This is a genomic window from Halosimplex halophilum (assembly GCF_004698125.1).
Lineage (GTDB): Archaea > Halobacteriota > Halobacteria > Halobacteriales > Haloarculaceae > Halosimplex > Halosimplex halophilum.
The window spans coordinates 402865-417704 of sequence record NZ_ML214298.1 but is presented as its reverse complement, the minus strand read 5'-3'; the positions used below and the strand labels follow the sequence as shown (position 1 = coordinate 417704).

17 protein-coding genes are annotated in these 14840 nt (G+C 72.4%); 9 read left to right on the top strand and 8 right to left on the bottom strand.

The features are described from left to right. Positions 1 to 25: 25 nt before the first annotated feature. The 5 genes from E3328_RS13070 to E3328_RS13050 all read left to right on the top strand — a co-directional run bounded on the left by E3328_RS13070 (position 26) and on the right by E3328_RS13050 (position 4450). A complete protein-coding gene (locus E3328_RS13070) occupies positions 26 to 877 on the top strand; it encodes a ZIP family metal transporter (RefSeq protein ID WP_135365078.1) in 852 nt (283 codons plus the stop codon). An 87-nt stretch (positions 878 to 964) separates the two neighbouring features. Further along, entirely contained in the window at positions 965 to 1303 is a 339-nt protein-coding gene (locus tag E3328_RS13065; protein WP_135365077.1) for a DUF7471 family protein, read from the top strand. Then, positions 1300 to 1812 (top strand): winged helix-turn-helix transcriptional regulator, encoded by a 513-nt coding sequence (locus E3328_RS13060; RefSeq protein WP_135365076.1) that lies wholly within the window; start codon positions 1300 to 1302, stop codon positions 1810 to 1812. The genes E3328_RS13065 and E3328_RS13060 overlap by 4 nt, the downstream gene beginning before the upstream one ends. 121 nt (positions 1813 to 1933) lie before the next feature. After that, positions 1934 to 3244 (top strand): DUF7405 family protein, encoded by a 1311-nt coding sequence (locus E3328_RS13055; RefSeq protein WP_135365075.1) that lies wholly within the window; start codon positions 1934 to 1936, stop codon positions 3242 to 3244. A 102-nt stretch (positions 3245 to 3346) separates the two neighbouring features. Further along, complete coding sequence (locus tag E3328_RS13050) at positions 3347 to 4450, top strand: DUF7350 domain-containing protein (RefSeq protein ID WP_135365074.1); 1104 nt, start codon at positions 3347 to 3349, stop codon at positions 4448 to 4450. Between the two features lie 46 nt (positions 4451 to 4496). Here E3328_RS13050 and E3328_RS13045 read toward each other — a convergent pair whose 3' ends face one another. Together E3328_RS13045 and E3328_RS13040 are read right to left on the bottom strand one after the other, a co-directional pair. Further along, positions 4497 to 6005, bottom strand: coding sequence for an arylsulfotransferase family protein (locus E3328_RS13045; RefSeq protein WP_135365073.1), 1509 nt, complete (start codon positions 6003 to 6005; stop codon positions 4497 to 4499). Positions 6006 to 6115: 110 nt separating this feature from the next. Further along, positions 6116 to 6421: a CPCC family cysteine-rich protein gene (locus E3328_RS13040; protein ID WP_135365072.1), complete on the bottom strand. Its 306-nt coding sequence runs from the start codon at positions 6419 to 6421 to the stop codon at positions 6116 to 6118. A gap of 255 nt (positions 6422 to 6676) precedes the next feature. Here E3328_RS13040 and E3328_RS13035 point away from each other — a divergent pair, with 255 nt between their 5' ends. After that, entirely contained in the window at positions 6677 to 6865 is a 189-nt protein-coding gene (locus E3328_RS13035) for a DUF7470 family protein (protein ID WP_135365071.1), read from the top strand. 8 nt (positions 6866 to 6873) lie between these two features. Here E3328_RS13035 and E3328_RS13030 read toward each other — a convergent pair whose 3' ends face one another. Together E3328_RS13030 and E3328_RS13025 are read right to left on the bottom strand one after the other, a co-directional pair. Beyond that, the gene (locus tag E3328_RS13030) at positions 6874 to 7320 is read right to left on the bottom strand and encodes a hypothetical protein (protein WP_135365070.1); all 447 of its coding nucleotides are present in this window, start codon (positions 7318 to 7320) and stop codon (positions 6874 to 6876) included. 96 nt (positions 7321 to 7416) lie between these two features. After that, on the bottom strand, positions 7417 to 7842 hold the full coding sequence (locus E3328_RS13025) for a hypothetical protein (protein ID WP_135365069.1): 426 nt from the start codon (positions 7840 to 7842) through the stop codon (positions 7417 to 7419). A 167-nt stretch (positions 7843 to 8009) separates the two neighbouring features. Here E3328_RS13025 and E3328_RS13020 point away from each other — a divergent pair, with 167 nt between their 5' ends. Continuing rightward, positions 8010 to 8786, top strand: a complete 777-nt coding sequence (locus E3328_RS13020) for an MOSC domain-containing protein (RefSeq protein ID WP_135365068.1) — start codon at positions 8010 to 8012, stop codon at positions 8784 to 8786. 118 nt (positions 8787 to 8904) lie between these two features. Then, on the top strand, positions 8905 to 9156 hold the full coding sequence (locus tag E3328_RS13015) for a hypothetical protein (RefSeq protein ID WP_135365067.1): 252 nt from the start codon (positions 8905 to 8907) through the stop codon (positions 9154 to 9156). Positions 9157 to 9189: 33 nt separating this feature from the next. Here E3328_RS13015 and E3328_RS13010 read toward each other — a convergent pair whose 3' ends face one another. Beyond that, entirely contained in the window at positions 9190 to 9654 is a 465-nt protein-coding gene (locus E3328_RS13010) for a metal-dependent transcriptional regulator (protein ID WP_135365066.1), read from the bottom strand. A gap of 118 nt (positions 9655 to 9772) precedes the next feature. Between E3328_RS13010 and E3328_RS13005 the strand changes: the two genes are divergently transcribed. Beyond that, entirely contained in the window at positions 9773 to 10645 is an 873-nt protein-coding gene (locus tag E3328_RS13005) for a hypothetical protein (protein WP_135365065.1), read from the top strand. A 29-nt stretch (positions 10646 to 10674) separates the two neighbouring features. Here E3328_RS13005 and ric read toward each other — a convergent pair whose 3' ends face one another. From ric to E3328_RS12990, 3 genes are all read right to left on the bottom strand, one after another. After that, positions 10675 to 11391: an iron-sulfur cluster repair di-iron protein gene (gene ric / locus E3328_RS13000; RefSeq protein WP_135365064.1), complete on the bottom strand. Its 717-nt coding sequence runs from the start codon at positions 11389 to 11391 to the stop codon at positions 10675 to 10677. 26 nt (positions 11392 to 11417) lie between these two features. Then, positions 11418 to 12554 (bottom strand): DUF2249 domain-containing protein, encoded by a 1137-nt coding sequence (locus E3328_RS12995; RefSeq protein WP_135365063.1) that lies wholly within the window; start codon positions 12552 to 12554, stop codon positions 11418 to 11420. Between the two features lie 191 nt (positions 12555 to 12745). Then, positions 12746 to 14725, bottom strand: a complete 1980-nt coding sequence (locus E3328_RS12990) for a DUF460 domain-containing protein (RefSeq protein ID WP_135365062.1) — start codon at positions 14723 to 14725, stop codon at positions 12746 to 12748. Between the last annotated feature and the right edge of the window lie 115 nt (positions 14726 to 14840).

Below are 14840 nucleotides of genomic sequence, written 5' to 3'. Positions count from 1 at the left end.
GGCGCCGCGTGTTTCGCCGACAAACGTGCCCGGACCGGTCGAGACGCTCGTCGAGGCGCTGGCGGCCCAGCGGCTGCTGGTGCAGGCGCTGGTCGGCGGGCTGGTCATCGCCGGGCTCAACCTCCTGGGCGCGTCGCTCGTCTTCGTCTGGCGCGACCCCTCCGAGCGGGCGCTGGACGGCGCGCTGGGGTTCGCCGCCGGCGTCATGCTCGCCGCGAGTTTCACCAGTCTGATCCTCCCGGGGATCGAGGCGACGCCCGGCGGGAACCCCCTGCCGGTGCTGGGCGGCGTCCTCCTGGGCGCGCTCGCGCTCGACCGGGCGGACGTGCTCGTCCCCCACGCCCACTACCTGCTGACGGGGAAACGGCGCGACGACGCGGCCGACCCGGGCGAGAGCGTCCCCGTCGACGAGGAGCGCTTCGCCCCCGTCGTCCTGTTCATCCTCGCGATCACCCTGCACAACATGCCCGAAGGCCTCGCCGTCGGCGTCGGGTTCGGTTCCGCGGCGGCCGGCGACGCGTCGGTCGGGAGCGCCGTCGCGCTCATGCTCGCGATCGGGATCCAGAACGTCCCGGAGGGGCTGGCGGTGTCGGTCGCCGCCGTCAACGCCGGGCTCGACCGCCGCTTCTACGCGGTGCTCACCGGGGTCCGGTCGGGGCTCGTCGAGATCCCGCTCGTGCTCGCCGGCGCGCTGGCGGTCACGCTGGCCGCGCCGGTCCTGCCCTACGCCATGGGGTTCGCCGCCGGCGCGATGCTGTTCGTCATCAGCGACGAGATCGTCCCCGAGACCCACCTCCGGGGCAACGAACGGGTCGCGACGCTCGGAACGATGGTCGGCGTCGTCGTCATGCTGTACCTGGACGTGTCGCTCGGGTAGCTGCAGGCGGGACCCGGCGCTCCGGGCTCGGCCGCTCCGGCGGCATCGAAGCGACCGACTTAGATACGCGCGGCGACTACCGCGAGTGTGACACCGCTGCGCCCGGTCGCCCACGCCGCGCCGTCGCCGGATCCTGTCCTGCTCGGGGTCCACCTGCTCGCAGGCGTCGGCTCCGGGCTCCTGCTCGCGCTGGCGGTCGGGGCGCTCGGCCAGCGGGGCTCGCGGTCGTACCTGCTGGTCGTGCTCGCGCTCGCCGCCCTGCTCGCCCGCACGCTCGTCTCCGCGCTCGCGATGTTCGGCCCGCTGGACGCCGGACTGCACCACTTCGCCGAGCACGCCCTCGACGCGACGGTCGCCACGTTCCTGCTCGGCGCCATCTACTACGCGCGCTCGACCGCCCCGGACGCGCCGGAGGAGCCGTCGTGACCGACACCGACACCCGCGCCCGCGTGGCCGCCCACGTCGCCGACAACCCCGGCGTGTACTTCAGCGAACTCGTCCGCCAGCTCGACCTCGCCCCCGGCCAGGCCCAGTACCACCTGCGGAGGCTCGACGACCGCGTCGTCGCCGCGGACCTCTACGGGCGCACCCACTACTACCCGCCCGACTGCGACGCCTTCGAGCGGCGCGCGCTGGCGGTCCTCCGGCGCGAGACCGCCGCCGACATCGTGGTCTTCCTCCTCCGGAACGGGCCGACGCCGGCCGCCGAGACGGCCGAGGGCGTCGGCGTCGCCCGGAGCACGCTGGAGTGGCACCTGGATCGATTGACCGACCTCGACCTCGTCGCCAAGCGCCGCGACGAGCGCGGCCGCGTGACGCTCGTGCTCGAAGCGCCCGAGGAGACCGCCGAACTGCTCCGGACCGTCGAGCCGTCGCTCCCCGAGAAGCTCGTCGACCGGTTCACCCGCCTGGTCGACCGCCTGCTCGCCGAGTAGGCCGGACGGCCGTCGAGCGACCGGAGGGCGGCCGGCGCTCGAACGGCGCGGACGCGCCCGCCGACCGCTTTCGACTGACCGACCAGAACCCCCTTGTTCGACCGGTCGCTAGGAGTCGGCGATGCCACCGAGTCGCCAGCGCGGGGTCTCGCGCCGGGAGTTCGTCAAGGCCGCCGTCGCCATCGGCGGGTCCGCGGCGCTGTCGGCCTGCCTGGGTCGCGAGGACCCCGACCTCCCGTCGGGCCCCGACGACCTCTCGACGCTCCCCGACCGCCAGCACGCCTGGAACGGTGCCCTCCGCACCGACGACCACGGCAACCACGTCCCGCCGAAACACCACCTCCTGCTCTACCTCGACTACGCCGGCGACGGGACGCCCACGGACGGCGACCGCGGGACGGTCGAGACCGCACTCCGGTCGCTGGAACGCGCCTACCCCCGCAGCACCGACGAGGGCGAGATCGGCCTCCTGTTCACCGTCGGCTACGCCCCCGCCTACTTCGACCGCTTCGGGGGGGCCCTCCCGGAGAGCGTCGACCTGCCGGCGCCCGAACCGCTCGCGCCGTTCGAGGACCCTGTCCCCGACGAACCCGACGCGGTCGTCCACCTCGCCAGCGACTACGGCTCGGTCCTGCTGGCCGCCGAGGAGGGGCTGCTCGGCGAGCGCGACACCGTCAACGGCCGCGAGCTGGACGCCACCTTCGACGGCGTCTTCGAGCGCGCCAGCCTCGCCGAGGGCGGCCGCGCCCGCCGGACGGGGTTCATCGGCGAGGGCCTCCCCGCCGAGAACCAGGACGTGGCGGGGATCCCCGACTCCGAGCCCGTGCCCGACGACGCGCCGCTGTACATGGGCTTCGAGTCCGGCTTCGAGAAGACACAGGCCACCGAGGACCACGTGACCATCGGCGAGGGACCGTTCGCCGGCGGCACCACCCAGCACGTCTCCTCGATGGACCTCAACCTCACCCAGTGGTACGAGCAGGACAGCCGCGAGCACCGCGAGGCGTCGATGTTCTGCCCGGCCCACGCCGACAACGACGTGATCGAGGGCACCGGCGAGAACCTCGGGAACTCCAGCGGCGTCGGCGGCTGCGCAGAGACGGTCGAAGAAGACGCCCGCGACGGCGTCGTCGGCCACGCCCAGAAGAACGCCCGCGCCCGGGAGGACGGCCGTCCGGTCATCCTCCGGCGGGACTTCGACTCGACCGACGGCGACCGCGCCGGCCTGCACTTCCTCGCCCTGCAGGAGTCGATATCGGACTTCGTGGCCACCCGCGAGGCGATGAACGGCACCGACGCCGCCGCCGAGGGCGCGGTCGGCCAGCGCGCCAACAACGGCATCCTCCAGTACATCAACGTCCGCCGGCGCGGCAACTATCTCCTCCCGCCGCGGGCGTCGCGGGCGCTCCCGGCGCCGAACCCCGGCGAGTGACCGCCGAGTCGCGGGCGCGGTGACGGCCCATCCGGCCGACACGCCGACGCTTTCGAGAACTCGACCAGAAGCCGCTTTTGGGTACGGCCACTAGGGGCGGCTATGCACAGACGACGCTTTCTCGCCGCGGGCGCGGCCGCGGCGTCGGTCGGGCTGGCCGGGTGTCGGTCGCTCTTCCAGACGCGGTCGGCGCGGTCGCCGCCGCTGGTCTCCGACCGCCCCGACGCCGTCTACGTCCCCAGCCACGTCGAGGGGATGGCGATGGTCGGCACGGCCGCCGCCGGCGACTTCCGGGTCGCGCTGACCTACAGCTATCCCCACCGCTTCTGGCTCGTCAGCGGCGACAGCACCGAGAAGGTAGAGATCGAGGGGTCTGACTCGCTGCACCTCATGACGACCGTCTGGGACCCCGAGACGGACACCGTCCTCCCCCACGGGTCGCTCACGACGACGATCACCCGCGACGGCGAGCGACTCACCAGCGGCAAGCCGCTGTGGCCGATGCTCTCCCAGAACATGGGCGTCCACGCCGGCGACAACCTCGAACTCGACGGCGACGGGACCTACGAGGTCGAGGTGAGCGTCCCGCCGCTCCCGACGCGCCGGGCCGGCGCCCTCGGCGGTCGCTTCGGCGAGCTGGGGACCGCCTCGTTCACCCTGGAGTTCTCCCAGTCGGCGCTGGAGGAGATCTCCTACGAGCGCCTCCCCGACCGGCAGGGCGAGCGCGACGCCCTCGACCCGATGTCGATGGACATGATGCCCGTCTCCGCGACGCCCGCGCCCGGCGACCTCCCGGGGACCGTCGTCGGCGAGGGGTCCAGCGGCGACGCGCGGTTCGTCGTCTCGCGGCTGGCGTCGCCCCCCGACGGGGTCTCCGCGGGGGACTCGACGGCGACCCCCGCCGACGGCCCGGACGACGACCGCCCGTATCTCGCCGTCTCGATGCGGACGCCGTACAACGGCTACCCGATCCCGCAGGCGTCGCTGTCGGCGACGGTCACCCGCGACGGGACGACGGCGTTCGACGGCTCGCTCACTCCGACCGTCCACCCCGACCTGGGGTACCACTACGGCGCCGTCGCCGACGTGCAGTCGGGCGACGACCTGACGATCGCGGTCGACGGGGTCCCGCAGATCGCCCGCCACGAGGGCTACGAGACCGCGTTCATGTCCTTCGACGAACTGTCGATGACCGTCGGGGAGTAGGTCCGAGAAGCGGCGACCGGTCGGCGTTCGGTCGTGGGCGGGTCGCCTACTCCCGCCCGGGCAGCGAGACGCCGCGCGCCGCGAGCAGGTGGTCGACGCCGCCGACGAGGACGAACAGGGCGCCGAGCGCCGTCGCGGCGAGGTGGAGTTCGCCGAACCAGATGGGCACCCAGGCGAAGGTGCCCTGGAGGCCGGCGACCGCCTCGGAGAGCAGCGGGATCTCGTCGTCGGGCGCGGTCAGCGCGCCGGAGCCGTTGGCGGCGGTCATCCGCGGCAGGGGCGTCTTCGTCTGCGTCGCGTCCGCGGGCGTCGCGGTCCCGTTCTCGCCGCCGGCGTCGGTCGGCGTCGCGCCGCCGTCGTAGCTGCCGGCGTACTCGCCGTACGGCAGGCGGTCGGCCTCGTAGACGATGCCGGGCCCCGTCCGGGCGACGGCGCCGACGGAGACGTTCCAGACCGCCTCGCCCTGCGGGTCGACCTCGACCACGCGCCGGTTGCGCGAGTCGGCGATCAGGGTGTTGCCGTTGGGCAGGCGGTCCGCGTCGCGGGGCCACGTGAGTTCGATCCCCCCCGCGCGGTCGACCGCCCAGACGGGCTCCCAGTCGCCGTCGTCGGTCCGGTGGAGCTCGACCACGCGGTCGTTCTCGCTGTCGGCGACCAGCACCGCGCCGTCGCCGAGCCACTGCGGGTTGTGCTGCTCTTTGATGACGGCGGGGTCGCCACAGCGCACGTCGCCGTCGCCGTCGGCGTCGTAGAGCCGGCCGTCCTTGAGGCAGTTGGCGTCGCTCGACCCATCGTCCTCGTTGATGACCTCGACGACGCCCTCGCCGCGCTCGAGGATGAGGATCTGGTTGGCGTTGCGCACGGAGACGATGAACCGGCCGTCGCCGATGGCGTCCACGTCGTTGATGTGCAGCCAGTCGCGGCTGGTCGGGTCCTCGGGCGCCTCGTAGAGCTCGCTGGCGCGCCACTCCCAGACCTCGGTCCCGTTCTCGACGACGACGACCCGCTCGGCGTCCATGTCGGCGTAGACGATGCCGCCGTCGCCGGTGGCGTCTGCGGCGTGGACCTCGCTGTTCGTGATCGAGCCGACGGGGAAGCTGTACTCGGAGACGATCTCGCCGCTGCCGGGTTCGAGGATCCGGTAGCCCGTGCGGGCGCAGGGCGCCGAGAGCTCGCCGCAGTCCTCGGAGCTCTCGTTGGCGAAGGCGGCGAGGACGCTCCCGTTGTCCAGCCGACTCACCTCGAAGTAGCCGTCGGCCTCGGTGTTGCGCCAGGCCACCTCCCGGCCGTCGAAGGCGATGACGCTGCCGTGGGTCACCCACCCGCCCTGGTTGCCGACGAGCGTCCGTGGCGCGTCGGCGGCGGGCGTGCCGGACGGGGCGGCCGTCCCGCCGGAGTCGGAGGGCGCGTCGGTTCCGGCCGGGAAGGCCGTCGGGGTCGTCGAGTCGTCGACGCCGCCGGACGCGGAGGGGGCGGTCGCGGCGCCGACGACCATCGTCGCGAGGAAGAGGCCGACGCCGAGCAGGGCCAGGGCGCTGCCGCGCGATACGTCCATCGTGGGACGTTCCTCCGCCGCGTTCGCGAATAAGCCTTCGGGTCCGTGACGGGAACCCGTGGCGCGGCTCGGCCGCGGCCCCGCCGCGGTCCGACCGCGGTTCGCTCCGCTCACTCCCTGCGGTCGTACGGCCAGTTGGGGTCGCGCGGCTCGTCGTCCGTCGGCTCGCGCGTGTTGGGCGCGGCGCCCTCGACGCAGGCGCCGAACGCCCGGACGTTCTCGCGGGCCTCGCTGAGCGCGACGTGGTTGGTGTCGCTGACGAACTCGGGGTCGGCGAACTGGATCGGGTCGTCGAGCCAGTCGCAGACCGGACAGCGCTCGTAGGACCCGGGCGGCCCCGGCGGGAGCGTCCGGTAGCCGCAGCAGGGGCAGTACCCCTTCTCCCGCGCCGCGGGGTTGCCGGGCGGGTCGGCCATACCCGGCGTTGGGACCCTCGGGAGAAATGCGTGGCGACGGCCCCGTCTCTCGCCCGGACCGGTTCGGACGGGACGCCTCGTACCCTATTTCACCCATGTTTTTGCCGGCGGGGTTCCCCGCAGGGAGCGGAGCGACCGAGGAAACCCCGCCGGCAAAAAGATGGCCTGTACTGAGCGCTCCGCGAGTTGTCCGTACTGGACAGTTCCGTCGCTGGGACTGAAACGATTAAGGGCCGTCCCGGAGGACGGGGAGACGTGCTAGACAAACTCGGCGCCGCCGGGGTCGTGGGGATCCTCGTGATCCTGGGCGGTATCGGACTGATCGCGTCGGTCGAACCGCTGATCGCCGCCGGGATCGGCCTCGTCGTCGCCGGCGTCGGCCTGATCCTCTACGGCGTCGTCACGAACGTCCTCGCCTCGTTCGGCATGGGCGGGATGGTCTGACACCCGAGCTACGCTCCTCCAGCCAGCCGTCTCAGCCCGCGACCGACGGCGTAACCGACGCCACAGCAGACGAGGACGAACGCGACCGACGTGAGCAGCTGCTGGACCGCGAACGACGCGGCGTCGGGCGGCGCGAGCAGACACCGGTCGGAGCCGTCGGCCTCGGGGAAACAGCCGTAGTGGAACGGCCAGTACTCGCTGCGGAGCGCGAGCGCGACGCCGGGCGCACTCGTGGCGACGACGCCCTCGGGGACGTGAAACCCCCGGTAGCCGGCCGCGGCCGCGACCAGCGCGAGCGCGCCGGCGACGTAGAAGGGGGCCGGTCCCCACAGCCACCCCGGCGGGAGGACGAGCCAGTGGGTGAGGAAGACGCCGGCGCCGAGCGCCAGCACGACCCGCCGGTGGGCGCGCTCCTCGCTGGCCCTGCTCGCCCAGATCCGACCGGGCGGCCGCATGCGAGACACCCCGTCCCCGGACGGCAAAAATCGACCGGCCGACGGCGCCGTGCGGTCGCCGGCCCCGCCGTGGCCCCGCTACGCGGGGCCGTCGCACTACACGATGTCGTCGCGCTCGAACACGATGTGGAACGCGACGACGTAGCCGAAGAACGTCACGACCGGGTACAGCGGCCCGACGAACAGGCCGAACCCGACCTCGAACGACGACTGCAGCAGCTCGCGGACGACCGATTCGAGGAACGAAACCCCGTAAATCGCCGCCGTCGTGCGGAGCAGGAGGTCCCCGCCGGTGCCGCGGGCGAACACCAACAGTACCGACGCGATCACCGCCACCGTCGAGAGATGGCTGACCGCCTCGTACTGGATCCCCGACGGCGCGAACGCTCCCGTGAGGTCGCCGTGCAACAGCGAGTTGAGCACGCCGACGACGAACCCCCCGAAGATGACGCCGAGCACCGCGATCCCGGCCGCCGTCGCCACCGATTCGACCCCTACCCGATCGTGTCGAACCTCTGCCATACCGCCCCTCGCTCGCGCTGCCCTAATAAAACCCGACCCCGCGACGGCGGTCGTGTCTGGACGAGCGGGAGGCGTGCCGGCCGTGGTGTCGTGCCCGTTCGGTCGGGACCGCGTGTCGATCGTGTTCGAACGAATAGCTATTGTGCTGTGCGGAACACGTCCGCACGATGGCACGCCTGGAACGGCTCAGAGTCTTTCCGGTCAAGGGGCTGGACGGCATCGACGTCGAGAACGCGACGGTCCTCGACGGCGGGACGCTGCGCCACGACCGCGAGTACGCCCTCTTCGACGCCGACGGCGAGGTGGTCAACGGCAAGCGGACCGACCGGGTCCACGACCTGGCGACCGACTTCGACCCCGGGACGGGGACGCTCCGCGTCGAGGCGCCCGACGGGACGACCCGGGCGTTCGAACTCGAACGGGAGCCCGAACGGGAGCGGGCCGCCGAGTGGTTCGGCGACTTCTTCGGGATGGACCTCGCGCTGGAGCGCGATACGACACTGGGATACGTCGACCGCCGGGAGATGGGCCCGTCGGTCGTCAGCACGGCGACGCTGGAGGCGGTCGCCTCCTGGTTCGACGACGTGACCGTCGAGGGCGCGCGCCGACGGCTCAGGGCCAACGTCGAGGTCTCCGGAGTGCCCGCGTTCTGGGAGGACCGCTTCGTCGGGGCCGACGCCCCGGCGTTCGAAGTCGACGGCGTCCGCTTCGAGGGCGTCACGCCCTGCGGGCGCTGTGTCGTCCCCCAGCGGGACCCCGACACCGGCGAACCGGTCCCCGAGTTCCGCGAGCGGTTCGTCGAGCGGCGCCGGGAGACGTTCCCCGAGTGGGCCGACGAGGCCGCCTTCGACCACTACTACTCGCTGATGGTCATCACCAGCGTCCCGGAGGCCGACCGCGGGCGGACGGTCCGGGTCGGCGACGCGGTCGAGGTCGTCGAGTGAGCGGGGCCCAGCGACGGACACGTCCGCCCGACCGCCCGAAGACCTTCGCGGGGAGAGCAAAGCATGACGCGTCCGAAAGGAGTCTGCGTCCGATCCCCAGCGCGCGTCCGGCGTCGAGGTGACATTTCACCCCCAGGAGTGGGTCGATTCGGCGGGGGAAGCCCACGAGTGGGGGCGCAAACAGCTGATCCCCACCGAGGGGCGCGACCCGGTCACGTTCACGGTTCCGCGGGACGAGGCCACCGACTCTTCGGGGAAGGTGTTCGAAGACGAGTCCTACGAGGCGAACCTGCTTCAGGCCCATCCGGACGCGCCGGACTGGGTGAACGACTGGGACGGCCCGTACTTCGTCACGGTCGAATCGCCGTAGCAGGCCGTCGAACGGTCTCTGCGAGGTCCCGCGTCAGGCCCCACAGGGTTCGCCGTCGCCGCCGGCGTCCGGGCAGAGCCCCAGACACGCCGAGTCGACGAGCGCCCGGAGGCGGTGGACGCCGTCGTCAGGGAGGGCGAACCCGATGTCGAACGCGGTCCCCTCGTCCAGCGTCGTCTCCAGCACCGAGTCGAAAAAGGTCGAGACGACGCAGTAGCGCCAGCCCGCCCGCGCCGCGACGGTCTCGCCGCGGTCGGTCAGCCGGACGCCCCGGTACTTCTCGTAGTCGACGAGGCCGCGCTCGTCGAGTTTCGACACCATCTCCGTGACGCTGGCCGCGGCCACGTCCAGGTGGTCCCCGAGGTCGCCGGTCGTGACCCGCTCGTCGGCCTCCGCGTACAGCGAGACGGCGAACAGGTAGCGCGCCTCGCGCCGCTCGACCGCCGACAGCGACGACCCGACTGACGGGGACGGCCCCGACCGGGGTTCCGATGACATGTTTCACGATCGATCCGCCGTCTCCGAAAGGACAGTCCCGAACCCCTTCGCTCGGCCGATCCGGCCGAACATCTCCGTCCACACCGTTTAGTTTAGGGCCACCTAAAACAGAGGCACGATGGGAATCGAAGCGGAGGGCGGTCCCGAGATATCGCTGCTCGGGCGGGACGTCCAGGTCAGGCGGGTCCGGCCGAGAGTCGTCCTCGCGCTGTTGCTGGGCGCGTCGCTCGCCGGCGTCTGGCTCTCGAACCTCGGGGCTTCCGTCCCGGCGCGAGCGGTGACGTGGGCGACGGTGGTGGCCGTCGGCGCTCTCGCCGGTGGTCTCTACTGGCGCGTCGCGCTCTTCGACCCCGAGGCGTTCGACGAGTCGACCGACCGCCGTGCGGTCGAGCGCCGCTGGGCCCGCGTCGAGGCCGTCGCCGTCTGGGCGTTCGCCCTCTCCGGGGCCGGCTATCTCGTCCTCGACCAGCGCGGGGGCGCGGCCGGGTTCGCGGCCGTCGCGCTCGGCGTCGGGTGCGTCAGCGTCCCGGTGCTGTGGTTCGCACGCCGCAGGGCCACAGCCGAGCGCTCGCGCCGTCGAGCGCGAGCGCTCCGGTCGCTCGCGCTCCTCGCAGTCGCGGTCGCGCTCGGCGCGCTCGCGTGGATCGAGACGGGGACGACGGCTATCGCGTGGGCGGTCAGACTCGGCCACCTCGGGGCCGTCTCGCTGTGGCTGGGCGGGGCGGTCTGGCACAACTTCGTCGTCCTCCCGACGGTCCGCGCCAGTCCCGGTCTCGGTCCCGTGCTGAAGGCGCAGGCGCGCCGGTTTCGCCGCCACCTGCCGGCCGTCGTCCCGGTCGTCCTGGCGACCGGCGCCTACCAGACCGACCGGCTGCTCGGGCTCTCCGTCCCCGCCCTGCTCGGGTCGCGAATCGGCCACCTCGTCGCGTTCAAGGTCGCCGTGCTGACCGTCCTGACCGGCCTCGTGGTCGCGAGTGTCCGCCGCGGCTGACGGCCGGCCACCCGGCGGGAACGCCGGGGTCAGGCCTCGGCCGGTCCGGTCGGAAGCCGTTCCTCCGCGCGCGGGAACAGCACGTTGTTCTCCCTGTGGACGTGCATGTGGGTGTCGCGTTCGAGGCGGTCGAGCCGGTCGAGCATGCTCCGGTAGCTCGCGCAGGCGTCCCCGGGGACCGCGTAGCCGTCGGTCAGCTCGGCGATCCGGTCGAGGCGGTCGGCCGTCGCGGCGTGGTCGTCCTCGAACGTCCGGATCGCCTCGCGGAGCCGGGCGGCCTCGTCGGTGGACGGCGACTCCCCGCGGTCGAGCTTGCCGACGACGGGAAACAGTTCGGTCTCCTCCTCCTCGATGTGCTCGCGCATCTCCTCGGCGAGCTCGGAGAACTCCGCCTCGAGTTCGCGGAGTTCGGGGTGGTTCTCGCCGTGGACCCGGGCGACCTTCGCGACCAGGTCCTGGAGCGCGGGCAGTTCCTCGCGGAGGTAGTCGTGGTGGGTTTCGACGACGTGGTCAGCCAGGTCGGCGAGCCCCTCCCAGTCGTCCGCGTCGGCGTCCTCGCGGTCGCGGGTCTCCCGCAGCCGCGCGCGAACGTCGTCGACGGCCAGGTCCGCCTGGTCGCAGGCCGTCGCCAGCGTCCGGTCGCCCTCACAGCAGTAGTCGAGCCCCAGCGACTCGAACGCCCGGGCGTAGGCGGGCGTCTCCTCGACGAGCGATGCGAGCGTGCGGTCGGGGTCGATGTCGGTCATGGTATGGGTCGTCCGCAGGCGGTCGGTCAGAACGGCGCGTCGGGCGTCTCGTCGGCCGCGCCGTGGTCGGCGGCGCCGCCGTGGTCGTGGCCGTGGCTATGATCGTGGCCGTGTCCGTGGTCGTGGCCGTGGCTGTGGTCCCGCTCGGCGGCGTCGGCCTTGCCGACCAGCACCCTGAACTCGCCGGGCTCTTTCTGCCGGTACTCCCACCGGAACTGTGGCCCCGCCTCGGCCTCGAACTGGTGGTACAGCGGTTTCGGGTCGTGGTCGTTGACCAGGACGAACCCCTCGCCGGCCTCCAGGTCGGCGTACGCCTCGAAGATGGCCTCGTGTCGCTGCGCCGGCGGCCGGTCCCGCACGTCCAGCTCCTCGACGACCTTGACCGCGTCGTCGGGTTCCGCGCCGGTCGCCGCCGCGTCCCCGCCGCCCGGCTCGGCGTCCCCTCCGGCGTCGTCGCCCTTCGTGATGTGGACGCGACACTTTCCCGGCTCCGACTCGACGACCTCCCAGTCGAACGAGTCGCCGTAGCGCTCGCGGAACTCCCGGTGGAGCGGCCGCGGTTCGTGCGGGGCGACCAGCTCCATCGTCCCGCCCTCGGGGATCATCCCGTAGCGGTGGTGGATCGTCGGGTGTCGCTCCGCCTTGGGGATCTCCCGCACGTCGTATCGGGTGACGACGTCTCCGGTGTCGGCCGTCGACTCGTCCGTCTTGACGATCTCGACGCGCCACCCGTCGTCCCCGCGGCTCCGGTACTCCCAGTCGACGATGTCGCCGTGGGCCGACCGGAGCTCGTGATACAGCGGCTTGGGGTCGTGGTCGTTGACGAGGACGAACCCCTCGCCGGCCCCGAGCTCGTCGAAGATCGACAGCAGCGCCTCGTGGCGCCGCTGGGGCTTCAGGTCGCGAACGTCGATCGCCCCGCGGTCGCCGTCCAGCGGCTCCCCCTTGGTCACCTCGAGCTCCCTCGGTTCGGCGTCCGGGTCGGCGTAGGTCCACGCCAGCCGCCGGTCGCGTTCGATCTGGTACCGCACCAGGCCGGCGTCGACGTCCCGGTCGGCCACCACCGCGACGGACTCGCCGACGTCTACCGCCGCCAGTTCGTCGAACAGCACCTGTCGGGACTCCTCGTCCGGATACTCGCGCAGGTCGAGTGCTGGTCCCATCCCCTGAACGTTTTCGGACCAGCCGTAATACCCCGTCGGCGAATCCCTTCGGGTCCGGACGGCCGGTCGGGTGATTCGGGCGGCGACCCGCGCTGTCGGGGACGAACACGGCCAGCGCCGCGCGTCGCGGCTGTTCGGCGCTCGCGGGCCCGACGAGATCCGGTGGGACGGGCGGCTCGGGACGGTGCCGCTCAGTCGCTCTCGCCGCGGTCGCCGGCGCGGTGTTCGCTGATGAGGCGGTCGACCATCTGGGCGTTCTGCTCGCGCTCGCGCTCCTCGGCGCGGTCCTCCCAGTCCTCGATGGCCGCCTCGACCTCCCGCTCGCGGGCGACCGCGAGTTCGTCGACCTCCTGGACGGTCACCAGCTCGGCCGGCGCGACCGGCACGTCGTGTTTGAAGAGGATCTCGTCGGCCACGTCCGAGAGCCCGCCGTTGCGGAGGACGAGCTTCGGGTCCACGTCGACGATCTTGTCGGCCGTCGAGGCGCCCGCGCCGGAGGCGTCCCGGAACATGATCACGTCGTTCTCGGCGAGTCCGAACCGCTCGTCGGCGTCGTCGATGGCGTCGCTGGTGAACTGCTCGACGACCTTCACGGGCGTCAGCCCCTCCTTGGCCTCCGACACGTCCGCGAAGTTCGAGTGGTCGAGCTTCCAGAGGGCCTTCAGCCGCTCCAGCTTGCCCTCCAGTTCCTCGATGCGGTCGTCCTTCTCGTCGATCTCGCCCTGCAGCCGGCGGTTCTCCCGCTCCAGCCGGGTGACCTCCCGGTCCTTGCGGGCCTCGACGCGGGTCTCGCTGCGGGCCTCCGAGAGCTTGCCCTCCAGGTCGTCGATCGCGGCGTCTTTCTCGTCGATCGTGTCCTCCAGGCTCTCGACGTGCGACTGCAGCTGGGCGACCTGCGATTCGAGCTGGGAGATCCGCTTCTGTTCGGGCGACTGCTCGTTGTCCGGCCGGTCGGGCTCGGCGCTCTCGTCGCCGCCGTCGTCGCGGAGGTCGTCGAGGACCGTCTCGACGCTCTCCCCGCCGGCGACGACGCGGGCGACGACCGGTCCCACGTCCTGGCCGGGCGGGACCTTCGCGGCGATGCGCTCGAACTGGTCCTTGTGGGCGTCGAAGGCGCCGAACGCGGCGGCCATGGCGTCGCGTTCGTGGTCGTTGTCGTAGCCCTCCTCGCGGGTGCGGTGCTGTTTCACGTCGACCGGCAGGTCGCGGTCGGGCGTCCAGCCGGCGGCGTCGAACGACCGCCGCAGCTTCTCGACCGTCGAGGGCATCGGCGTCACGTCGGCCGCGACGATGACGGGCCGACCCCGCTCGACGATCCACTCGGTCACCTCGGCGCTGTCGGCGGTGCGGGTGCTCAGCACGTCCAGCACCTCGCCGTCGAGGCCGACGATGGCGACCGCGGTGGTGGTGCCGGGGTCGACGCCGACGACGACGTGGTCCCGCCGTTTCGCGAGCGGGCGGAACTCGATGCCGTCGCGGCGGACGCGTTCGACCTCGACGCGCACGTCGCCCGCCCGCTCGTTGGAGACGGGGATGTCCCGCGGGCGCCCCTCGACGGTGAAGACGGCGTTGGAGAAGCCGCCGTACTTCTCGGTCACCTCGCGCTCGAAGTCCAGCCCCGCCTCCTGGAGTTCGGACTCGACCTCGCGGGTGCGTTTCTTGACCGAGCCGTGGATGCGGCGTGTGTAGCGGTCCTCCGACCAGCCGCCGCCACCGCCGGTCGAGCGGCCCCGCGAGACCTTCACCTCGGTCTCGTCGGTGAAGGCGGAGACGACCTGGCCGACGTTGTTGGCGGCGAGGCGGGCGGCCGCCTCCGCTTCCTTCATGGGATCCTTGCCGTAGGGCACGTCGTGGCGGTTGGCGACGCGGGAGAGCGGCTCCGGGCGCTCGGCGCCGGTGACCTGGACCAGCGTCGTCTCGTCGGGGAGTTCGCCGAGGAAGTGGACCAGCGCGTCCTTGTTCTCGGCGAGTTCGTACATGTTGTCGGTGGCGACGATGGCGGGCCGCTCGTCGCGGATCAGCCGGCGGAGCTTCCGCCGGGAGACCACGTCCCGGTCGACGTGCTCGCCGTCGAACGCGACCAGCGCGTAGGACACGTCCCCGCGCACGTCGCCGCTCTGGACGTCCACCCCGAAGACGACGGCGTCCAGCGCACTCGTACGGGTGCTCACACGCACGCGTATGCAATCTGCGAATATAAACCCGGCGCGGGGCCCGACCCCGCCGGCGTCGGGGACTCGTCGCTCGCTCGACGCGAGGCGGTGCCAGCTGTCCGCGCCGCGACGG